We start from the raw sequence: 22,375 nt of genomic DNA, 5'->3' as shown, positions 1-22,375 counted from the left end.
GATTATTGCTTTTTAGTCAGGATTTTCCATTCATCGATTTCAAAGGTTTCAATATGATGATTCTGCTCAATGATGGAAAAATAGGTTTTAGCTTTCTCCGGGGCATTGATAAACCAACGTTCAATCTGGTCCTGCATAGGTTTCTCTTTCACCGTACGTGAAACCCAATCAGAAAATTTCATCTGTTTCCGTCTTGCCAGTTCTCTATGCACAGGTAAATAATAGTTGGCGAGCAGGCGTTTCCATTCGGAAACCTTCAGGGCACGACAGTGACTGGGGTCGCGAATGTATTCAAATTGATTATAGAATGAATCGAGTTCATCGTCTTCAGGAGCGACATTATCAATCATTAGAAAACTTCCACCTGGCTTTAATACTCGTGCCGTTTCTTTGATGAAATTTTCAGGCGAAGGAAAATGGTGTGGAGCGATTCTGCATGTAACGGCGTCAAACATATCATCTATGAACGGGAGTTCTTCTGCATCAGCAACCACATAATGAATATTTGGAAATCCTTGAAGGTGGCGGGCTGTGTTCTGGAGCATATCCTTAGTGATGTCGGTGGCAAAAACTGTGGATACTGAAGAGCTGAGCTGCCTTGCAACGTGCCCACCTCCAGTCGCAATATCGAGTACCGTCCAGTCTTTTTCCGGAGTAAGCCACTCAGAAATCAATTCCAAATCTGTCCGATTGTTGTGTGTTTTGCTTTGAACGTAAGCTTCCTTGTTCCTGGAGAACGTTTCCTGTACTCTTTTTTTTACGTCGTCGTTCATTGTACGCGCCGCCTTTCAATCAATAGGTTAATATTATTGTAATGGGTCTATAATGAGAATGATAATACCCGATTTCTATCGGAGCTGATAAGCAAATTAAATCGGGGAGGAATGCTTTGACAATCTGTTTTTTTCGGTGTAAGATTATGGCACAATTATTCGTTTTTCGATGAAGAGAAGAGTAGGCTGTTTGCATGATCCAAAGAGAGTCACTCCTGTGCTGAAAAGTGACGTTCATCTTATAGCTGAAGATCATCTCGGAGAAGTTCTGCTGAAGGATTCAGTAAGCAGAACCGGGTCGCGTCCGATATCCGTTTGTTTAAAGTGCCGCACAGTCATCTGTGTGGAACATGGGTGGTACCGCGGAAATACAATCCGTCCCTGAGTTGATCAGGGGCGGTTTTTTTATATCGTTTAATAATATTAATAGTAAGAGGTGGAAGTATGCGTAAAGTAAATACGAAAGAAGCCGCATTAGAACGTGAAAATAGAGTGAAGGATTATTGGAATCAAAACCAAATTTTTCAAAAGTCCATGGATGAAAGGGAAGGGGCTGAAACCTTTGTATTTTATGAAGGCCCGCCCACAGCTAACGGCCTTCCTCACGCCGGGCATGTGCTCGGACGTGTGATCAAGGATTTTGTTGCCAGATATAAAACGATGAACGGATACCAGGTGCTGAGAAAAGGCGGCTGGGACACCCATGGTCTTCCGGTAGAACTTGAAGTCGAGAAACAGCTTGGAATATCCGGTAAACAGGAAATTGAAAAGTTTGGCGTCGAGAAATTTATTGAAGAATGTAAAAAGAGTGTTTTTGAATATGAAAAACAATGGAGGGAATTCACCGAGTCAATAGGCTATTGGCTCGATATGGATAACCCTTATGTTACGCTTCATAACAACTATATTGAAAGCGTCTGGTACATTCTCAGTGATTTGCATAAACGAGGGTTATTAAATAAGGGGCACCGGGTAACTCCTTATTGCCCGAGCTGCCAGACAACGCTCAGCTCCCATGAAGTCGCTCAAGGATATGAGGATGTAAAAGATTTATCAGCAACGGCCAAATTTAAAGTGGAAGGTAAAGATAACGAATTTTTCCTAGGCTGGACGACAACTCCTTGGACATTGCCTGCCAATGTAACACTTGCCGTTCACTCCGATCTCACTTACGTAAAAGCGAAGCAGGGGGATGAAATTTACATTGTTGCCGAAGCTTTAGCTGAAAAGGTGTTAGGGGAAGAGTATGAAGTTGTAACTCGTCATAAAGGAAGCGAGCTTGCAGGAACACGCTACCAGGCTCCTTTCCCGTTTGTGAAGCCGGAACGCGGCCACTTTGTTGTAGAGGCCGATTTTGTAAACGCAGAAAGCGGAACCGGTGTCGTGCACATTGCTCCTGCTTATGGTGAAGATGACTACGAATTAGTTAAAAAATATGATCTCTCCTTTTTTAATGTCGTAGATGGCCAGGGACGCTATACAGAAGATATTCCACCATTTGCCGGCAAATTCGTCAAAGATTGTGATGTCGACATCGTCAAGTACTTGGCAAATGAAGGGCTGTTGTTCCATAAAGAAAAATATGAGCACAGTTATCCGCACTGCTGGCGCTGTGATTCCCCGCTGCTTTATTACGCGATCGAAAGCTGGTTTATCAAAACAACCGAGCTAAAAGACCAATTTTTGAAAAACAACCAAAAGGTTGAATGGTATCCGGACCATATTAAAGAAGGAAGATTCGGGAATTTCCTTGAAAATATGGTCGATTGGAACATCGGAAGAAACCGTTTCTGGGGGACACCGCTAAACATTTGGATGTGTGACTCCTGTGACCACCAGTACGCGCCGAACAGCCAGGCTGATTTACAAGAAAAAGCAACGAGCGATATCGGGGAAGTCGAACTGCATAAACCTTACGTAGACCGGGTAGAGTTGAAATGTGAAAAATGCGGAGGGACGATGCGCAGAGTTCCCGAAGTTATAGACGTTTGGTTTGACAGTGGATCGATGCCGTTTGCCCAGCAGCACTATCCTTTTGAGAATAAGGAATTGTTTGAAAAGCAGTTTCCTGCAGACGTCATTTGTGAAGGAATTGATCAGACGCGAGGCTGGTTCTACAGTCTGCTTGCTGTGTCAACGCTGTTTACTGGAAAAGTGCCATATAAACGTGTCCTGTCTACCGGCCATATTCTTGATGAACAAGGAAGAAAGATGTCCAAGAGTAAAGGAAACGCCCTGCATCCAATGGATCTCGTTAACAAATTTGGAGCGGATGCTTTTCGCTGGGCTTTACTTGCTGACAGTGCTCCTTGGAACAATAAGCGTTTCTCTGAAAGAGTTGTGGTAGAAGCGAAATCCAAAGTGATCGATACGCTTGTTAATACTCATGGCTTTTACACATTGTATGCGTCTATTGACAATTACCAGTTTGATGAGCAGGAGACGGGTGAGAAAACACTGCTTGACCGCTGGATCCTTTCCCGCTTAAATACTGTAAGCGGCGTCGTGCAAACTTCGCTTGATCAATATGACTTTACTAAGGCAGCTAAAGCACTTGAGAAGTATTTGGATGAAGTGAGTAACTGGTATATCCGAAGGTCCCGTGACCGTTTCTGGGAAGAGGGAATGACGGAGTCTAAAAAAGCTGCTTATCACACTCTTCATCAGGTACTGACCCAGCTCAGCCAGCTGCTTGCACCGTTTATTCCGTTCGCTGCTGAGGACATTTATCACAATTTAACAGGCGAAAGCGTTCATTTATCTTTCTTCCCTCAAGTAGATAACAAGGTAGTCAATACTAAGCTGGAACAAGAAATGGACGCGGTGCTTCAGGTCGTCGAGCTGGCACGCGGAGTACGCAATAATGAAGCCATTAAAACGAAGCAGCCACTTGGAGAGTTAGTTGTCATTCCGGTAAATGAGAAAAAAGGGGAAGCGCTGCAGCAATACAGCTCAATTATTGCTGATGAAATCAACGTAAAGCAAGTGACTGTGAAACAATCCTCTGAAGATCTCGTTCGTTATGAAATAAAACTGAACTTCCGTGAAGCGGGTCCCAAGCTCGGCAAAAACGTTGGCGTAGTGAAAAGTTATTTAGAAAATTTATCTGAAGAACAAGCTGCAAAAATCGTTGAACAAGGTTATGCGCTTGTATCAGCAGGAGGAGAAGAGCTGAACGTGCCACTCGATCTTCTCGTCGTAGAACGTGTGGCTGACTCTGGTTTATCTATGGGATCAAATCAGGACTTCCACGTTATCCTGGATACAACGATTACTGAAGAACTTCGACTGGAAGGGCTTGCCCGTGAAGTGATTCGAGTGATCCAAGATGGCAGAAAGCAGAAAAATCTTCCAATCGATCTGCGTGTTGATATTTCCCTGGATGGAGATGAAGAAATTAAAAAAGCCATCCAGCACAATGAACAGTTAATCCGTGATAACGTCCTTGTTAAGGAATTAAAACTTGGAGAAGCTGATCAAATGGATGAATTCGAAGTCGGGGATCATAAACTAAAAGTAGCTTTGCACCAATAAATCAAAAAACCTGAGTCTTTTGGACTCAAGTTTTAAGCTTGTAGAGAAACCTAGTGGTTTTTTCTACAAGCTTTTGTTTGTGTCTTGTATAGGTAAATATAACTAGGTAGAGCGAGCTCCCGGAGTCCGAATGGGTGGGAAAGCTCGCTAGAAAAGGAGGTTCGATTAAAAACGGCATGTCCTATGCCAACGAGCTGCGTCCTGTAGGTTCATGTAAAGTGAAGGTTTACCTCCCCCTTCACTCTTATACATAAGGTGTTTGTTTTTCGACAGTTGGAAATTGGAGTACCTCTGAGGGGGCATTTTTTTAATGTATAGTGTGCTTATGAAAAAATAAACTGCAGTTTCTGCTTTGTTCCATTTAGGAAATCGTCAAATGTTAAATCCTCCTGGTACATACACATCAAAAATTCAAACGCCAGGCAGCTGTAGATCACTTCTGCTGCTTGATTGGAATCAAAATCTGAAGACAGCACCCCTTTTTCTTTCAGCTGGTTCATAAACACGATGAGATTATCTACGAGCATGAAATCCAACCCAATAAACTTTTTTAAGAGTTCCGGCTTCTTTTTTAATGCAGAGATGGATGTAATTAGTAAATCTTTGAACATTTTCTGGCTGATAAAACGGTAGCGTTTGACCCTTTGGTAAATGTATTGATATATAAGGTCCGAGGCCGCTTTATTTAAATCTTCATCGGAAAGACCAGGTTCTGGATCGTCTAAGTCTTCGTCCAGACCTTCTGAAAACACTTCAACTAGCAAGTCTGCTTTTGTATCAAAATAATTAAATAATGTTCCAGAAGCAATATCGGCTTTGCTGGCGATTTCTTCTGTTGTAGTTTCGTCATAACCTTTTTCAAAGAAGAGCTGCTTGGCTATTTGCACGATCGCTTCGCGGGTCTCTTGTTTCTTTTCATTTCGACGGCTGAACAAATCAATCATCTCCTGCAAAAAAATGAGTACGCTCAACACTGAGTGTACTCATTTATTCTGAAAAAAGTCAACACTATCCCGTGAGAATGTCCTCGCTCGGATATTTAATAATATCCGGCGTCTGCTTCGCAAAAGCAAAGGCGAAGGTAAGAGGGCCGAGCTTTCCGGCCAGCATCGTAAAAATGATGACGATTTTACCAATGATTGTAAGGCTGCCGGTAAGTCCCATGGAAAGGCCGACGGTTCCAAAGGCTGAAATAGTTTCAAACAAAACAGTAAGAAAAGGCGCATTCTGCGACAAATCAAGAATAAATACGGCGATCGATACGACAAATACGCTTCCCACAGTGAGTGCCAACGCACGAATAATCAATTGATAGTCCAGTCTGCGGCGATAAACGACTGCGTGATTACGATCCTTAAAAAAAGCAATGGTGGCAAGCACGATCGCTAAAGCCGTCGTTAATTTGATTCCGCCAGCTGTCGAAGCACTTCCGCCGCCAATGAACATAAGAATGAGCATAAAAAATAATGAAGCATCTTCCATTTGACCAATATCAACTGTATTAAATCCTGCTGTACGAGGCGTAACAGCCTGGAAATAGGCGGCTTGGAGCTTTCCTGCAGTTGAAAAGTCACCAATTGTACCTGGGTTATTGTATTCCAGAATGAAAATGATAAGAAAGCTGAATATATTCACAGCAATTGTTCCAACAATCATTATTTTTGAATGGAGAGAAAGCTGGTGAAATTCTTTATTTTTCCATAAGTCGAAAACTACAGTAAATCCTACACCTCCAATAATGAATAGCAGGGTAATCACGATATTAATGACGGGATCGATCACATAACCGGACAAGCTGTCAGACCAAATTGAAAACCCTGCATTATTAAAAGCAGATACAGAATGAAAAATACTAGCGTATAGTCCGTCGGTAAATCCCATCTCCGGGCACCACTTGGTACATAGAAATACCACAGCAATGAACTCCACAGTTAGTGAGAAAACGAGCAGCTTTTTCACAAGCCTAATAATACCGCCAAGGGAGGTTTGGTTAAGAGCTTGTTTAATTAATAAACGTTCCTTTATCCCAATTTTTCTTCCTAATGCCATGTAAATTAACACGGCAAACGTCATAATTCCCAGACCGCCCAGCTGAATAAGACACATAATTACGATTTGGCCGAACAGGCTGTAGGCAGTCCCTGTATCCACAACGATTAAGCCCGTAACGGTCATCGCTGATGTTGCGGTAAATAAGGCATCTATAAACGATATGGATTCGGTTGTGGAAATAGGCAGCATAAGCAAAAGGGAACCAAGGATAATTAAAGTAAGAAACACAAGAATTAAAAATCTGGGTGGACTAAGATTGATAAATTTATTTTTCATGTTCGTCATCACCAGCTATCATCATAATGCTTTTATTATAATGCAAAGGGGTTAAAGATAAAAAGAGTTTGACAGCTCTTGAAATTTTGATAAGAAAGTTCTATAGTTTAATTGAGAATAATTTTCAATATCATTAACGAAGGTGTATTAGGAGGATTAAAGAAAGATGGCGAAGTTATTAACAGATCAAGTAGGAATTGCCTATGGAGACCATCATGTAATCCGTGATTTGAGTTTAGATATACCTGAAAATAAAATTACTACAATTATTGGGCCGAACGGCTGTGGAAAATCGACGTTATTAAAGGCGCTTGCCCGCATTCATAATGTGCAGACAGGCGGTGTTTACTTAGATGGAAAAGCAATCAAGCGCGAATCAACGAAGACGATTGCTAAAAAAATGGGAGTGCTTCCCCAAACACCTGAAGCTCCTCAAGGACTTACTGTTTCCGAACTCGTCTCCTACGGGCGTTTTCCTCATCAGAAGGGGTTCGGAAAATTGACGAAGAAGGATAAAGAAGTGATTCAATGGGCGCTCAAAATGACTGGAGTAGAGGAATATAAATACCGTTCGATTGACTCTTTATCTGGCGGCCAGAGACAACGTGTATGGATTGCCATGGCTCTTGCCCAGGAAACTGAAATTCTTATTCTTGATGAACCTACCACTTACTTGGATTTAGCCCATCAGCTTGAGATTCTGGAATTGCTGGAAGAGTTAAACCGCAGTGAAAAACGGACTATAGTAATGGTACTGCACGATTTAAATCATGCTGCCCGGTTTGCTGATTATATCGTCGCTCTCCATCAAGGAGACATCGTGCAGGAAGGGACTCCTGAAGAAGTAATTAAGTCAGAGGTGCTGTCCAAAGTTTTTCAAATTGATGCCACCATCGTTCAGGATCCACGTACCGACCGTCCCGTCTGCTTAACATATGACTTGTTACATTCCACACCCAGTAAAATGAAAATGGAAGCATAATAATAACCAGCACCTTAATCAGGTGCTGGTTATTTTCATCCATACATAGCTTTTCTCTATCCCTCATACAATGAGAAGGAAAAGGGAGGTGGACGAGGTCGGATTACTGAAAGAGTTTCGTCAATTTACTGTAAAGGGCAGTGCTCTTGATATTGGGGTGGGAATGGTACTGGGTGCCGCATTCAGTGGGTTTATAGATTCGTTGGTTAAGGATATTCTGCTGCCGCCTGTCGGGCTGTTTTTTTCAACGATGAATATTGAGAACCTATTTATTAGTTTGACCGGAAAGAACTTCCCGTCTCTAATGGCAGCGCAGGAGGCAGGAGCTGCTACCATTAACTATGGTTTATTTTTAACGACAGTGGTCAGGTTTATCATCGTGCTGTTTTCCGTTTTTCTTATTGTCCGCCAATTAAATCGATGGAAAAAACCCCATCAGCATCCCCTGGATGCGATGACTAAAAAAGAATGCGAGTATTGTTGCATGCCTATCCCATCAAGGGCAGCCATTTGCCCCAATTGTTCATCGACTCTAACAGAATCTTTATCACCGAAATGGAAAGTGAAATAATAAGAAAAAGCCATCCGATTAAAGGATGGCTTCTATTATTAAGTTTTTAGCTTCCTGACTCGTCATCCGTGCTTCCACTATCATCACTAGAGCCAGAATCTGAATTACCGCTGTCATCCTGCTGCTGCTGTTCGTCATCCATGTTACTGTCGTCACTGTTATTGCATGCTGTCAAAATTAGAACAAAGCTCATTCCCAGGGCAAGCATCCACTTTTTCACCATACAGAAAATCCCCTTTCTAATTTGAGTACAATTTGAAGATACCCAATTTTTGTTGAGAGATAATAAAGAGATAGTAAATGTATGGTAAAAATTATAGGTTTTTACACATCGACATAGGCATCTTTTTTGTAACCGCGCTGTTCCCAGTAGCCTATATGTTCTTCTTCTATTAATTCCATTCTGTTCAGCCATTTGACGGATTTATAGGCATACATTTCTGGGACAATCAGCCTTACAGGTCCACCGTTTCTATTTTCTATTAATTCTCCATCGATCAGCACGGCAACCATAACATCGTCCTCCATAGCCTGCTTGATGGTCAGAGTATCTGTATAAACACCATCCTGGGAATAAAATTTCACGTATTTGGCTTTGTCTTGCACGCCTGCTGAAGCAAGCAGTTTTTTCAGCTTAATTCCTTCCCACGTAACGTGATAAAGACTCCAGCCAGTCACACAATGAAAGTCAGAAACTTGAACTTCCCGGTTCATTTGGACAAATTGTTCCCAATTCCAGCTCTTCGGGTTATTTACTAATCCGTCGATTTTAAAAGAGAAGTTCTTATCACTGATCTCCGGCATTTGCGTTACAGTATAGTAACGGAAACTGCCTTTTCTACCTCCCCGATTGGTGGTTTCGATTTCGGAAGCGGGGTAGGGAGAGGAGAAAATGTTTCCGTTAAAGGCAGTGTCGACGAAGTAGAGGAGGAACTGATTGAGGATCCGAAATACGGCTTAAGCCACTGATAAATAAATGGAGTAAACACAAGGGCGATTGTGGCTCCAGTTCCTCTCCGAAGCAAAGTTCTTCGGTTCATGATAGGGTTTCCTTCTTCAATGAGCATAGGTTTTTCCTGAAGCTTTTGTTTTCTTGTTTTCTCCAGGTTTTTAAACCACTGGGAACGCGTAATACTATGATAGATGAGATAAGGAACCCCGGCATACGTGAGTATATCGTGGACAATTAAGGCAAATGAACTTAAACCGGGACCAAGCTCCCGGTGAAAGGAAAGCATCAGTCCTGAAACCACTAGTCCTACGAGCAGGAAAAGGACAAAAGATAAATTTCTTCGGTTGTTCTTACGCTTTCGCAGTGTTTTTAAATGCTTGGTCATTTTTGGTCCATATACGAGCAATGGAAGAATACTGAGGAAACCGATCCAGATGTGGCTGTCTCTAATCCATATACGTACTTGTGGAAACCATTGCCTAAAGTCCGTGGAGAATAGGATAAAACCGGTAATGGCAAGCAGAGTGAATAAAATCGCATTCCAATGGTGGATTTGCTTTAGCTTCTGTCCAAATTTTTTCTGGAATGTATAAAAGACTCTTTTATCCACTTTCATCGCTCCTTCCCTTGAGAGGAAGTCTCACGATGAAGGTCGATCCAGCTCCTGGCTTGCTTTGGACGCTGATTTCTCCATCATGGGCTTCCACAATATGTTTAGCTATGGCAAGTCCGAGACCTGTACCTGCATATTTCTGGTTACGGGAAGCTTCCACCCGGTAAGTACGGTTAAAAATAAAGGGAAGATGCTTCTCGTCTATTCCTTCTCCGTGATCCTCTACTTCGATGAGTACTTGGTCATTGGGCTGCTTGATGCGAATTGTAATATCCGTGTGTGTTTCAGAATGACGGAGAGCATTATCAAGCAGGTTCATCAAAACGCGTTTAATTTTGTCACGATCCATATATACTTCTTTTACCCGATCTGGCAGTTCAATGTGCACGTCCCTATGCTGTTCTTCTAAAATAAACCGTTTGTGCTCCATCACTTCAATCAGCCACTGATCCAGTGCTACCCATTCTTTGTGAAGTTTCATTTGTCCTGAGTCATAGACAGATAGTTCAAATAACTGCTGAATCATATGATCCAGGCGCTCAACTTCTAGGGAGATGGTTCGCATATATTGTTCTTTTGCTTTTGGATCTTCGACTACTCCGTCTTGGATTGCTTGAAGGAATGCCCGGATGGATGCCATCGGAGTTCGTAAATCATGGGAAATGTTGGCAACGAGCTCCCTTCGTGATTGCTCTGCTTGTTTAATAGCACGAAAAGACAAACTTAAGCGTTCACTCATTTGATTAAACTGCTTCGTTAGTGTTCGAATTTCTACAGGTCCTTCCTCAGGGATTCGGCTGCCAAAGTTGTTCTCCGTCATCTCATGGGCCTCATCAGATAATCGCTTAATCGATCTTTCCACAGGGGAGGTGAGTAAATAATACACGAAGAAAGAGACAAGAGCAGAAAGAAGAGTGAGCAGGGAAAGCCACCCAATCATCTCTACTGACAAAATCATATAAAAATAGCTGATCATTAAGAAAGTCGTCATGAGCAAAATACTGCTTCCATTGGCAATAAGAAAAATCGTTTTTATTTTCATTCTGATTCCCCCGGGTCAAACCTGTAGCCAATCCCCCAAACGGTCTCCAGCAATTGAGGGTGAGAGGGGTCCGCTTCTATTTTCTCTCTCAATCTCCGTAAATGCACCGTTACAGTTGTTGTATCTCCGTCATAATCCGTCTCCCAAACTTGGCGGAGCAGCTGGCTTCTGGAAAAAACCTGCCTGGGATGAGTGATCAATAAGAGAAGGAGATCAAATTCTTTGACGGTAAGGGACACGGGCTTTCCGTTAGCAAGGACTTCCCGTGTACTCGTATTTACTACAATTCCGCCAAGTTCAATGGTGGATGGTTTTTCCTGACTGCTTCCAGACGAGTTTGATCCCATTAACCGAAAAATAGAGCGTACCCGCAGTACCAGCTCCTGGGGGTTAAATGGTTTACTCATGTAATCATTGGCCCCGATCGTCAGTCCGAATAGGCGGTCATAGTCTTCTGACTTAGCGGTCAGCATAAGAATAGGGGTCTCATCTTTCGTGCGGATCGTCTCACATACACGCCAGCCGTCAATAACAGGCATCATTAAATCAAGTATGATCAGATCAGGTTGGTGCTTCTGCCATATTTGCAAGGCATCCTGGCCATTACCTGCTGTATAGATCTCATAGCCTTCTCTTTCTAAATACCTCCTGCAAACATCGACAATCGAGGCTTCATCATCTGCAATTAACACAGATTTCTTGTCCATGTGTATTCCCCTTAGGTCACACCTTTTCTTTATCATAGCATGAACAATTTTGAAGCCTCGTATTTCTGCCATAAGTGATTTGCTGCTGAATCAATACAAATGGTCTTACATTTCATCCTCAGAATCGTTCATGTCTTCGTCCTTGTTCATTTCATCACTGTCTGACTCCTTCATATCGGAGTCCTCACTGTTCATATCATCTTTGTTCTTCATATCGGAGTCTTTCATGTCCGAGTTTTCACTATCCATGTCATCTTTGTTCTCCATATCAGAGTCTTTCATATCTGAATCCTCGCCGCTCATATCATCTTTATTCATATCGTCGTCACTTTCCATGTCCGAATTTTCCCCTTCCATATCGCTGTTGTTCTCATCACTGTCGTTCATTTCCTCCTGCTGCTGGTCATCCATCTGCTCATCACCATTATTTCCGTCATCACTCGTCCCGCAAGCTGCCAAAACCAGCATGGTCATAAGTCCGAACATCATCATCCATTTTTTCATACCATTCACTCCTTTCGGGTTTGGTTTTAGTCTAACTTGCAGGACTTACAGATCACTTAAGAAAACCTTACAAAACTATTAATATATATAAATAGGGAGGTTTTTTCACGGAAATAATTGGACAAGATACTTTCTGAAATAAAAAACTCTCCTCCCAGAGGGAGGAGAGGTAGAATGAACATTTGCAGTTCTAACAATATTGGTTATACGCATGAGTCAAGTTTCCTACGATTTCTTCAACTTCAAAATCCTCAATTTCTTCACGAGGAATAAAGTGAAGCACCTGGCCGTCCTTTAGCAAGGCCATTGACGGAGAGGATGGCTCGTAGCCTTCTAAATAATCTCTCATTCTTGCCGTAGCTTCACGATCCTGCCCAGCGAACACAGTTACGAAATTCTCCGGTTTCTTTTCACTTGAAAGGGATTCTCTTGCTGCAGGACGTGCGAGTCCGGCAGCACATCCACAAACGGAATTAATAACTACAAGGGAAGTGCCTTTCGTAGAACTTATAAATTCATCCACTTCCTCAGGGGTAGTCAGCTCCTGAAATCCTGCGCTCGTCAACTCCTCACGCATGGGCTGGGAAATTTCTTTCATATATTCTTCATATGGATTCATGGTACATTCTCCTTTACTCTTTTTTAGTCGCTTGGGTCATTTGGTGCCAGACAGAGCCTTTAGCTTCTTCACCGCCCGCAATTCGTTCAATCGCCATATTGACTTGCATACGGACTTCAAATTCAGGATCTTCTGCAGCTTCTCTAAGTGCCGGAAGAGCTGATTCGTCTCCAACCTCAAATAAAAACATAGCTGCTCTCCAGCGTACCAGTTTATTTTTGTCCTGCAGCGCCTCAATCATGTGAGGCATTGCTTCTTTATAACCTAAATCGGATAAACAATCGCCGGCGGTTCTTCTGACGGTTACAGTTTTATCCTTGATCGCTTTATATAAATATGGAAGGGTTTCCGGCTGTTCAATCATTCCAAGATAGGCAGTGGCCAGGCGTCGAATAGAGGCTTTTTCGTCATGAAGCGCTTTATCCAATACGGGAAGGTCTTCTTCTGCAGGGTCCATTTGGTCTAAAGCTGCATAACGAACCTTCCAATCCGGATCATCGAGCGTATCCAGCGTAACTTTTGAAGGAGCTGGATTTTGCTCTGTTTCTTCATTGAAAGCTTGCTTAATAAGAGATTCAAGCCGTTCTTTGTCATAGCTGGCGGTGATTTCTTCCTTAACCTGTTCGCCAATATCAACTGGATCTCCATATCTAGAGCTTTGTTCCACCCATTGTCTTTCCATGATCATGTTATCTGAAGCTTCTCCTGCCTTCATCGCAGCGTTCATAAATTCTTCAGGAAGCCCGACGCGTTTCTCTTCATCTCCGTCTTCCAATTTAATTTGCATCGGTATGCCGCGGAACATTTGAAGGAATACTTTCACTTCACCAAATGCCTCTGCAGGGGCTTTTGGTTGATCAGAAGGCGGATTGTCAGCTTCTTCTTCCGATCCAAGAGCTGCACGAACCTCGGGAAGAATCATTTCCCAGGACACTTTAGGATGCCGCTCCAACGCAAGGAAATCAGCGACGTGGTAAATTCCCTTTACCCCTTCAATGTTGAATAAGGTCTGGATGAACAGAGGGGCGTTACTTAAATCATCCTCTTTTTTATAATTATGAGTTTCCATGCCGGGCAACTCTTCGTTAACGTTTATTTTCATTGAGTTAGGGCTGGGTGTTGGTTCAATAGATACAATTTTCAATGGTACATCCCCCTAGAGAATAGTTAGGTTCGAAATTAATTTTAACAAAGATTGCTGATGCCTTCCATTCTCGACGCTGTAGCTGGAAATTTAAGGTTGAAACGAATTCTCTTTTGGTGTAATATTACACTTAATCAATCTTTTTAGGAGGGAGAGAATGGAAAAGCTTTCCGAAAAGCAGCGAGAAGAAGCCTTTCGTAAGGAATTGCATGTACTAAAAGATCGTGGATATCTTTCTCAAGAGAAGTACAAAGAAGTTAAAGAAGCTCATCAACACTATTTAAAGAGCAAAATATTTTCTGTCCCGGAATCACAGAGTGCGGAGTCTGTTTCAGTGGAACCTGAGGAAAAGCAAGCACAGAAACCTAAGCCGCCCAAGCCTAAAAAAGTAAAAACGAAGGCTCAAATTCGGGAACGGAATATTACTTGGTCGCTCATATTAGGAGTAGTTCTGCTGCTGATTAGTGGATTAGTCGTTGCTACCAGCAATTGGGAGCAGATGGGACCAGGGTTGAAGGTGTTTTCCATTGCTTTTGTTTCCTTATTCTTTTTCGGATTAAGTTACATTTCAAGAAAGCTGTTAAAAATTAAACAAACAGCATTTGCGTTTCTTACATTAGGAAGCTTATTGATTCCGATTGGCATTTTGGCCATTGGATATTTTCAGCTGCTTGGATCTTATCTGTCTCTTGAAGGGGAGGGGAGATATCTTCTTGGATTCATTGGTACAGTTCTCCCTATGCCGGTTTTTGTTAGGAATGCAGTTGTTCACCGTTCGCGGTTATTTGTTTGGGTCTCGTTTGTTTTTCTTTCTTTAGCAGTTGGCTTTGGTCTCGAGACAGCTCGCGTTCCTGTGGATGTGTTTTATTTAGGGATTATGGTATTTAATGGTGTCCTGTTGTGGAGCTGCTTCCGCTTCCGTTCCTTAAATAAAATCGAGTTGTTTATCAAGGAAATCCCTGTTTATGCCCAGGCGAACTTAGTGCTCTCCACTCTGCTTATGCTTGTTTTCTATAACAATGAAATTATTTACAGCGTGAATGTCATTCTTACGGCTTGTTTATACATGGCTATGGTCTATGTGTATAAGAGGAAGGAATATCAGTTTGTCTTCTGTCTGCTTTTCGTTTATGGAATCTATCAATTCACAGAGCATTCTCCGTTACGGGAGTTTGATGTATTCATTTATGCACTGACTGGATTGTTGTACATAGGGTTTGCGGCAGCTGTAAAGGAAGACGGGATTACGGAGAAAGTTTTTATATACGCTAGTGGGTTCATCTCGTTATGTGCGTTTATTTATATAAGCTTTGAAGGGTTTGTTCTTCACTATGGCGAAGCTTCCCTCCTGCTTTGCTTAGGCTATCTGGCAGTGGCAGTAAATTATTTTATTTTGACGAATATTACAAAGCAAAAGTTGTTTGAATATTTAACGGCTGTTTTTCTTTTTGTTGCACTAGGGGAGTTTGGAGAATGGATCGATATCGTTCCGATTGAATGGTTTTTATTTGCAGCGGCAGTCATAGTAAATGTGTCTTTAGGTTTGCTGGCAAAACAGAAGTGGCTGACCGCTGTGAAGGAGAGCAGCTTCTTTTTATCGCTCCTCGTGTTGGCTGGCTGCATGAGCTACACTATTCAGATGCAGCATCATGTGCAGCTTGCTTTTATGCTTATCATTGTTAGCGCCCTCTCGGTATTAGTGTATCAACTGGACAGAAATAAAGACGTAGCAGCAGCTGCTAAGTGGACGCACCCGGTCAGCTTTATTCTGGCATGTTTAGCTTGGCTGCCCTGGCTGGAGGAACATACACTTGTCTTTAAGGATCATATCGGTACCTCCGGCATGTTTGCGATTGCAGGGCTGCTTATCATTGGAATCTCCCTCGGCTGGGGACGAACAAAGAAAAAAGAATTAGCAATAGCAAGCTTCTATTGCGGCCAGGCCGTGTACGCTGCTGCGATTGCTCAATCAGTTTTTGACCCGGTTCTGGATCCTGTGTTAGTAAGGCCGCTGATTCTTGCCGTAGGAATGGTTCTCTTTGCCTGGCTGGTTGTTTATTCCAAAGTGCATTTCCTATGGGCGCTCGTTTCTATCACAGCTTTTTCATTTTACGTGTCGTTGATCAGTACGTTTGCCATTGAATACTTTCAAAGCGTCAGCCTTTATTTAATGGGGGCACCCATCTGGCTGATCGGCTTAGGCACCCTTGGGAGGAAGAGATGGAAGTCCATGGAGCCGTATTTTTTCTGGGTTGCGCATATTGCTCTGCCTGTTATCATTGCCCATTGTTTTATCGGTTTGCTCATTGATACGGACGTGCACCCATTTTTGCTGCTCGTACCTGTCGCAGTCTATGTTTATAGTGCGTTAAAGAAAGACAAAGAATGGCAGGTTAAGTTGTTATTATATGTGGGGATGAGTGTGGTTCACTTATTACTTTTCGGTGTGTGGCTTTATTACGAATTATGGCCGCTGATTTCTATCACCTATGTATGGCTTGCTTCAAGCCTCGTATTTACATGTGTTTGGGTGGCTGTTCCTGTGGATTGGAAGCGGAGGATCGAATGGTTTATTGTTCCTTTTTCCTTAGTAGGATTGGTTAACCTTATTTACCACGAAGGAGAGCTTTTTGATCTGGAACTCATTCCACTCATCGGTTATATAGTTTTGAATCTTTATTTCCTTCAGATTAGAAAATGGCCGTGGATCCAATTCCTTCCCTTACTGGCTTCAGTAATGATGTGGCTGAATTTCTCTGAGGCAGTCAGCCGAATGCTTTGGTTCGTTTTTGTATCGGCCGGTTTTTTTGTGCTGACAGTGGCAGGGAGACATTTCTACCCCTTGCTTGTGGAATGGAAAAAGGATAAAAAACAGCTGGATCCCTACAGTGTTACTGCTGTGATGTATGTGCCATTGCTTTGTGCGCTGATTCGTTTTGAAGATAGTATCTGGCTGAAAATCCTGCCGCTCCTTTTATTAGCATGCTGGTTGATCATACATTCAAAACGTCTTTTCGTGCCGCTAGCAGAACGAATTTTTCAAACGTTAGCTGCTGGAAGTCTATACACAGCTTATGTAATGGTGTTAGGAGCCTATGAAGCAAACATACCAGATTTGATTGAAGCCGAACTTCGTGTCCTGCCGGTGATCTTAGTCATGATAGCTTTTCGTTTGTACACGTGGAGGTCCTACCGAGCTTCCTTTAATTATGTTCAGTGGGGAGTATTATTGTTTCTCTCTGCCTATTTGGTTATAGATGCAATAGATAGCCATACCATCTATGATGCCTGGATTATTGGTGGGTTGTCGCTTCTTTCTATGATTTCAGGCATGCAGCTGAAAATAAAATCTTATTTCTTTGTAGGTATGGGCGTGCTGGTTTTTAATGTGATGTATCAGACACGACCCTTTTGGGGAAACATGCCTTGGTGGGTCTACCTGCTTGTTGCCGGCTTCCTGTTAATCACTGTTGCTAGCTACAATGAATGGAAGAAACAGAAGGAACCGGGCGAACGAAAACTCGAGACAAAGTTGAAAAAGATGTGGACTGCTTTAAAGAAATGGGAGTAAATCGAGGATGAACATTTCTTTTGTAGAAAACTAGAAAATAATTGAAACGCGATTCCATTTTATACGTACATTAGATGAGTAGAAGAGGAGGTGCATGACATGGAACAACCAGTGATGCAGATAAAAAAAGTAAAAAAGACGATCAATAACAAACCGATCATTAAAGGCATCGATTTTTCCATAAACAGTGGAGAGGTGTTTGGATTTCTAGGACCGAATGGAGCGGGGAAAACCACTACGATTAGAATGATGGTCGGCTTGATGAAGCTTACAGACGGGGATATTGTAATTAAAGGCCACAGTATCCAAAAGGAATACAAGCAAGCCATCAAGCACGTCGGGGCCATTGTAGAAAACCCTGAAATGTATCCATTTATGAGCGGGTGGAAAAATCTCCTCCATTATTCGAGAATGATCCCGGGGATTACGAAGGAAAGAATTAAGGAAGTAGCACGGCTTGTCGGACTGGAAAACCGCTTGAAGGACAAAGTAGGCAAGTATTCCTTAGGCATGAGGCAGCGTCTTGGGATTGCGCAAGCCTTATTACATAATCCTTCTGTGCTGATTCTTGATGAACCAACGAACGGATTAGATCCCTCAGGAATACGTGAAATCCGCTCCTACATTCGGCGTTTAGCTGAGGAGGAAGGAGTGGCTGTGATCGTTTCAAGCCACATTCTTTCAGAGATGGAGATGATGTGTGACCGGATTGGTATTATCAAAAACGGCGAAGTCATTTCCATTCAATCTGTTAATGATGCTTTACAGGAAAGTGACCAGAAGGAAGTCCGCTTAGAAGTAACGCCGCTTATGAAGGCAAAGGAAATGGTCGAAGAATTTATCGGCAGGGAAGCAGTAGTAGAGCAGGATACGTTATTGTTTCAAATAAAAAGGGAGGATATACCCTTCCTGATTAAAGAGCTTGTTCATAACCAGATGGATGTCTTCAGTGTAAATGTGAACCGGACAACCCTCGAGGAAAAATTCTTGGATCTGATAGGAGAGGGAGCCATTGAATAATTTATTTCAATTAATAAGAAACGAACAGATGAAAATGTATTCGCAGATTTCTACCTGGATTATGTTCGGAATTCTTGCTTTATTTATCATTGGATTTGGGGTATTCATGAAGGTGAACGATTCTTTTACCAACAATCCCGCAGCTGCAGGCGACGATTGGAAGCAGGAATTACAGGCAGAAAATGAAGATATTAAGAAGAGCATGCAGGAAAATGCTCAAGGAGGCGGGGATTTTACTCCTCCTCAGCTAGAAGAAAACCAGTACAGGATTGAGCACAATATTAAGCCGAGAACCTATGATGTCTGGAGCTTTATTAAAGACAATAAAAATAATATTTCCATTATCAGTCTATTTACGATCATCGTAGCGGCGGGTGCCATAGCGAACGAGTTTAAATGGGGAACGATCAAGCTGCTGCTGATCCGGCCCATTTCAAGAACTAAAATCCTCCTTGCTAAGTACTTGTCGGTGTTGATTTTTGCTTTAACGATGCTGATCTTTCTTTATGTCTTATCATTTATTACCGGCTCAGCGTTATTTGGTATTGATGGTCTTTCTCAGACTTATCTCTTTAAGCAAGCAGGGGAATTCAAGGAGGCACCGATATTCCAGCACACGGTTTTTCAATATTTACTCGGTTCGGTGAATCTTTTGATGATGGCTACCTTTGCCTTTATGATTTCCTCGGTATTTAGAAACAGTTCTCTAGCTATCGGGGTGGCGATTTTCTTAATGATGTCGGGCAATGCCATTGTGGCTTTCTTAAGTACAAAAGACTGGGCTAAATATATTTTATTTGCAAATACAGACTTAACGACCTTCTTTGAGGGTACACCCATTATTGAGGACCTCACTTTACCATTTTCTGTAACCGTGTTAGCTGTTTATTTTATTCTTTTTGTTGGATTAGCCTGGGGCTTCTTTACGAAACGTGACGTAGCAAGTACTTAATAAGCAAAGGAGGAATAATCATGAATCGAACCGCAGAAATGGTGTTAACCTCAATCGGACTGGCTGTATATGCGATTATGAGTTTTTTCAGCTTCCGGGTGATGTCGCTCAAAGATAATGAAGAAATTAAAAACCAGATCGAACAAGGACTGAATTCCAATCCTGATATGCAGGGAGCCGGCAATGTTTCCGTTGATAAAGTGCTGGATTTCCTATTTGCCGGGGCCACATTCGTGCTCATCATGTCATTAATTGGGTTGATTCTCGGTATTTTGACGATTATATTTCTCAGGGGAGATAAAAAACCGAAAGCAGCAGGCATTATTCTCATTATTACTGCCATTGTAACCACACTGCTTACGATCGTGGACTTCTTCGGCGGAATTTTTTACTTAATTGCCGGAATTACCGCGCTAGTACGCAAGTCTAAAAATAAAACAGTAACGGAAAGTTCTGCTGAAAGCTATTAGAGTAATGAAAAGCCTGAGTGCCTGTGCATTCAGGCTTTTTATCTCCCTTTCAACCAAGTATCATAAGTTTATAAACGTAAAGGGAGACAATCATGGGATCGTTCTGTTCTATTCCATTCAAAAACGAATCCTGTTAAACTATGCCATTGGTTCTATTGTGGCTGTGTGACAGAAGTAAAGGCTTTAAGTATTATTGAAGCAGGAAAAGGAACACAATGGGATCCTTATTTTGCCCAGCTATTTATAGAGCTCATGACCGAAGACAAGCAAGCATTGCCGAACGTGCATTAATAATAAGACGCTTTCCCAAAAGGGGAAGCGTCTTCTATTCTATAAGATGTTTATTATGCACCGCGGGGGCAAATATCACTTCGCTTTCCGCGGACGAACGTCCGAGCTTCCTCGCGAAAACCACGCTGCGGGATCTCGGCGCGCCCGTTTTCCGCTGGAGTCTCGTGATATTCACCCCCACTAAAATATTGTCATGAAAAGACGACTCTTCTCCAACCAGAAAAGTCTTGCTGGATAGAGAGAAATCTTATAGCTGGGCGTCAAAATACTTTGATTTAATTTTCAAAACTTCAACAAAACTCCTATTATACCTGTAAGCTTGAAGACGTTCTCCCAAAAGGGGAAGCCGTCTTTTTTAGTCTAAAATTCGATTCATTTCATCAACATCTGCCGGCTGACGGTTAGCAGGTATGCCATCCTGTGGCATGATGCCTGTCCCATCACAAATTTTACACGTATAGCTCCACTCTTCATCATCGACTAATAAACCCCGTCCATCACAAGCGATGCATACTTCTTCTCTTTGTGCCATAACGATGCCCCTTTTTTATGGTTCATAATAGTTATAATATGCTTCAATGGATTCAATATTATTCCAAGCCTGCTTATGGAGGTTATAAAGATAGAAAACCGGGAATAGCAGAAACATTGGAGGGATGGCTATGAACAATGATCAGGAGGACCATCAAAATAAACAAAACGATGATTTTGAAGTGCCTTTAAATGAAAAAGTGGATGAGCCAGGAAGACAATTTTACATTCCTTCCCAAATTGTAGATGAATTCGGTGAAAAAGGTCGTGACCATTTATATAAACCCTTTCGTTCCCAGCTCTTGTTAGCCTTAACGGCTGGGTCATTTATGACTTTCGGGGCTGTTTTTTCTATTCTGCTCGCTATTGGTGTAGAAGCTAAAGGAGTATCTCATCTGCTGTCAGGGATAGGCTTTGCAGCAGGCTATGCCATGGTATTCATCTCTGGTTCTGTGCTTTTTACGGAAATTAATGTTTTGCTTCCATCGTATTTATTTAATAAAGGCGGACTGAGAAAGAAATCCATTTATCAGTTCTGGGCTTCTGCCTATATCGGAAATATTTTAGGCGCATTTCTCGTTGCCGTCTTTATTCAATTATCGGCGTCGCTTTCCCCGAAATTTTACAGTGAACTGGCTGTCTTTCTCGACCATAAGATGAAATTTATGGAGAGCGGGATGATCGGGTGGTTTGAGATATTAGTGTCCGGCATCCTAGCGAACTGGCTGATCGGAATGGCTGCATTTCTTACGACAGCTGCGCGGGACATTACGGGCAAATTTCTTGGAACGATGCTGCCCGTAATCTTATTCGTTGCAGGCAATTTCCAGCACAGTGCCGCCAATATGGGCTATTTTAGTATGGGCATTCTGTCTTCAAATCAATATGCGTGGTATGAGTACATCTTGTTTAATCTAATCCCCGCAAGTATTGGTAACTTAATCGGCGGTGGGATTTTAGTTTCCCTGCTTTTCTCTTATGCATATAAGGAAGATCTTCAGACAAATACGGGAAATACCGATTAAATACCGATTAAATGGAAGTAGTGGAGTGGAACAACGAAACCGATGATATTAGTGAAGGGAAGATTTACGCTTCTCCTTTAAACGTATCTAATGATTAAAAAGAGCTGTCGAGCATATTCTCGACAGCTTTTTTTAGGTTATTCAAATAAGAGTACTTCCGGGTCTTTTTTGTTCAAAAGGACTAACATGGCATGGAGCTGTCCCCGGTGATGATACATGTGAGCAACGATTTCCAAAAGCCATTCAAAACGTGAGTAGGTGACACCCCACCATGAAGATGTTTCGGTATACAAATGATCTTCTGTATAATTCTCATACTGGGTCTTCAACTGGGAAAAGTGAGTAAACATTGCCTCTAAGATGTCGCTGATAGTAGGGAGTGAGATCGAACGGTAAAAAGCTTCCATCTCTTCCTTGGTTGCCTCTTCAGCAATTTTTCCATCGGATGCCGGTATTGTAGCGAGGTGTGTCAATAATTCACCGATGGATCGTTTGCCGGGAGCAGGACGAAAATCAAGGTCTTCACTATTCAGCTGTCCGGCCATTTCAGAAATAGAAGCGATCACAATTTCTAATTGGTGGAAAGCACTTTGGCAATACATATTCATAAGAATGACCTCTTTTTATAAGGATTATAGCTACAGTAATTCTCTACAAAGGAAAAAAATCCTTTTCTTTTAAGAAAAATAGTTCCAAACGTGGAGTCGTAAAACTAATGGCAGCTGTATTTTATTTACATCAAAAAA

22 protein-coding genes and 1 other annotated feature are annotated in these 22,375 nt (G+C 42.1%); of the genes, 9 read left to right on the top strand and 13 right to left on the bottom strand.

Annotated features, from left to right (window positions below):
• Positions 1 to 2: 2 nt before the first annotated feature.
• Positions 3 to 773, bottom strand: a complete 771-nt coding sequence (locus MUN89_RS00390) for a class I SAM-dependent methyltransferase (protein ID WP_244710493.1) — start codon at positions 771 to 773, stop codon at positions 3 to 5.
• Positions 774 to 933: 160 nt separating this feature from the next.
• Positions 934 to 1,159: a binding site (T-box leader), on the top strand.
• A 58-nt stretch (positions 1,160 to 1,217) separates the two neighbouring features.
• Here MUN89_RS00390 and ileS point away from each other — a divergent pair.
• On the top strand, positions 1,218 to 4,307 hold the full coding sequence (gene ileS / locus MUN89_RS00385; protein ID WP_244710491.1) for an isoleucine--tRNA ligase: 3,090 nt from the start codon (positions 1,218 to 1,220) through the stop codon (positions 4,305 to 4,307).
• Positions 4,308 to 4,630: 323 nt separating this feature from the next.
• Here the strand turns inward: ileS and MUN89_RS00380 are convergent, their stop codons facing one another.
• Positions 4,631 to 5,251, bottom strand: a complete 621-nt coding sequence (locus MUN89_RS00380; RefSeq protein ID WP_244713506.1) for a TetR/AcrR family transcriptional regulator — start codon at positions 5,249 to 5,251, stop codon at positions 4,631 to 4,633.
• A 64-nt stretch (positions 5,252 to 5,315) separates the two neighbouring features.
• Positions 5,316 to 6,635 (bottom strand): TrkH family potassium uptake protein, encoded by a 1,320-nt coding sequence (locus MUN89_RS00375; protein WP_305852437.1) that lies wholly within the window; start codon positions 6,633 to 6,635, stop codon positions 5,316 to 5,318.
• 166 nt (positions 6,636 to 6,801) lie between these two features.
• On the opposite strand from MUN89_RS00375, the gene MUN89_RS00370 reads away from it, so the two are divergent.
• Both MUN89_RS00370 and mscL read left to right on the top strand, forming a co-directional pair.
• The gene (locus MUN89_RS00370; RefSeq protein ID WP_244710488.1) at positions 6,802 to 7,617 is read left to right on the top strand and encodes an ABC transporter ATP-binding protein; all 816 of its coding nucleotides are present in this window, start codon (positions 6,802 to 6,804) and stop codon (positions 7,615 to 7,617) included.
• 88 nt (positions 7,618 to 7,705) lie between these two features.
• Complete coding sequence (gene mscL / locus MUN89_RS00365; protein WP_244710487.1) at positions 7,706 to 8,188, top strand: large conductance mechanosensitive channel protein MscL; 483 nt, start codon at positions 7,706 to 7,708, stop codon at positions 8,186 to 8,188.
• A gap of 46 nt (positions 8,189 to 8,234) precedes the next feature.
• Here mscL and MUN89_RS00360 read toward each other — a convergent pair whose 3' ends face one another.
• The 8 genes from MUN89_RS00360 to MUN89_RS00325 all read right to left on the bottom strand — a co-directional run bounded on the left by MUN89_RS00360 (position 8,235) and on the right by MUN89_RS00325 (position 13,769).
• Positions 8,235 to 8,411, bottom strand: a complete 177-nt coding sequence (locus tag MUN89_RS00360; protein ID WP_244710486.1) for a hypothetical protein — start codon at positions 8,409 to 8,411, stop codon at positions 8,235 to 8,237.
• A 101-nt stretch (positions 8,412 to 8,512) separates the two neighbouring features.
• Entirely contained in the window at positions 8,513 to 8,992 is a 480-nt protein-coding gene (locus MUN89_RS00355) for a molybdopterin-dependent oxidoreductase (RefSeq protein WP_244710485.1), read from the bottom strand.
• A gap of 5 nt (positions 8,993 to 8,997) precedes the next feature.
• Positions 8,998 to 9,750 (bottom strand): cytochrome b/b6 domain-containing protein, encoded by a 753-nt coding sequence (locus MUN89_RS00350; RefSeq protein WP_244710484.1) that lies wholly within the window; start codon positions 9,748 to 9,750, stop codon positions 8,998 to 9,000.
• A complete protein-coding gene (locus MUN89_RS00345; protein WP_244710483.1) occupies positions 9,743 to 10,795 on the bottom strand; it encodes a sensor histidine kinase in 1,053 nt (350 codons plus the stop codon). Before MUN89_RS00345 ends, MUN89_RS00350 begins: the two co-directional genes overlap by 8 nt.
• Positions 10,792 to 11,502, bottom strand: a complete 711-nt coding sequence (locus tag MUN89_RS00340; protein WP_244710482.1) for a response regulator transcription factor — start codon at positions 11,500 to 11,502, stop codon at positions 10,792 to 10,794. Before MUN89_RS00340 ends, MUN89_RS00345 begins: the two co-directional genes overlap by 4 nt.
• 105 nt (positions 11,503 to 11,607) lie before the next feature.
• Entirely contained in the window at positions 11,608 to 12,006 is a 399-nt protein-coding gene (locus MUN89_RS00335) for a hypothetical protein (protein WP_244710480.1), read from the bottom strand.
• A gap of 190 nt (positions 12,007 to 12,196) precedes the next feature.
• The gene (locus MUN89_RS00330; RefSeq protein ID WP_244710478.1) at positions 12,197 to 12,625 is read right to left on the bottom strand and encodes a BrxA/BrxB family bacilliredoxin; all 429 of its coding nucleotides are present in this window, start codon (positions 12,623 to 12,625) and stop codon (positions 12,197 to 12,199) included.
• A gap of 13 nt (positions 12,626 to 12,638) precedes the next feature.
• Entirely contained in the window at positions 12,639 to 13,769 is a 1,131-nt protein-coding gene (locus MUN89_RS00325; protein WP_244710476.1) for a conserved virulence factor C family protein, read from the bottom strand.
• 157 nt (positions 13,770 to 13,926) lie between these two features.
• Between MUN89_RS00325 and MUN89_RS00320 the strand changes: the two genes are divergently transcribed.
• The 5 genes from MUN89_RS00320 (at position 13,927) to MUN89_RS21785 (ending at position 20,073) form a co-directional block, all read left to right on the top strand.
• Positions 13,927 to 17,340, top strand: coding sequence for an SCO7613 C-terminal domain-containing membrane protein (locus tag MUN89_RS00320; RefSeq protein ID WP_244710474.1), 3,414 nt, complete (start codon positions 13,927 to 13,929; stop codon positions 17,338 to 17,340).
• A 99-nt stretch (positions 17,341 to 17,439) separates the two neighbouring features.
• The gene (locus tag MUN89_RS00315) at positions 17,440 to 18,360 is read left to right on the top strand and encodes an ABC transporter ATP-binding protein (protein ID WP_244710473.1); all 921 of its coding nucleotides are present in this window, start codon (positions 17,440 to 17,442) and stop codon (positions 18,358 to 18,360) included.
• The gene (locus tag MUN89_RS00310; RefSeq protein WP_244710471.1) at positions 18,353 to 19,312 is read left to right on the top strand and encodes an ABC transporter permease; all 960 of its coding nucleotides are present in this window, start codon (positions 18,353 to 18,355) and stop codon (positions 19,310 to 19,312) included. The genes MUN89_RS00315 and MUN89_RS00310 overlap by 8 nt, the downstream gene beginning before the upstream one ends.
• 20 nt (positions 19,313 to 19,332) lie before the next feature.
• Positions 19,333 to 19,782: a DUF4064 domain-containing protein gene (locus MUN89_RS00305; protein ID WP_244710470.1), complete on the top strand. Its 450-nt coding sequence runs from the start codon at positions 19,333 to 19,335 to the stop codon at positions 19,780 to 19,782.
• 165 nt (positions 19,783 to 19,947) lie between these two features.
• Positions 19,948 to 20,073: a hypothetical protein gene (locus tag MUN89_RS21785; protein WP_256464010.1), complete on the top strand. Its 126-nt coding sequence runs from the start codon at positions 19,948 to 19,950 to the stop codon at positions 20,071 to 20,073.
• A 355-nt stretch (positions 20,074 to 20,428) separates the two neighbouring features.
• Here MUN89_RS21785 and MUN89_RS00300 read toward each other — a convergent pair whose 3' ends face one another.
• Positions 20,429 to 20,605 (bottom strand): hypothetical protein, encoded by a 177-nt coding sequence (locus MUN89_RS00300; RefSeq protein ID WP_244710468.1) that lies wholly within the window; start codon positions 20,603 to 20,605, stop codon positions 20,429 to 20,431.
• Positions 20,606 to 20,735: 130 nt separating this feature from the next.
• Here MUN89_RS00300 and MUN89_RS00295 point away from each other — a divergent pair, with 130 nt between their 5' ends.
• Complete coding sequence (locus MUN89_RS00295; RefSeq protein WP_318036110.1) at positions 20,736 to 21,629, top strand: formate/nitrite transporter family protein; 894 nt, start codon at positions 20,736 to 20,738, stop codon at positions 21,627 to 21,629.
• Positions 21,630 to 21,766: 137 nt separating this feature from the next.
• Here MUN89_RS00295 and MUN89_RS00290 read toward each other — a convergent pair whose 3' ends face one another.
• On the bottom strand, positions 21,767 to 22,237 hold the full coding sequence (locus MUN89_RS00290; protein ID WP_244710464.1) for a DinB family protein: 471 nt from the start codon (positions 22,235 to 22,237) through the stop codon (positions 21,767 to 21,769).
• Positions 22,238 to 22,375 lie beyond the last annotated feature (138 nt).

Source organism: Halobacillus salinarum, from assembly GCF_022919095.1.
GTDB classification, from domain to species: domain Bacteria; phylum Bacillota; class Bacilli; order Bacillales; family Halobacillaceae; genus Halobacillus_B; species Halobacillus_B salinarum.
The sequence above is the reverse complement of the archived record's forward strand: the minus strand, read 5'-3'. Positions and strand labels throughout refer to the sequence as shown.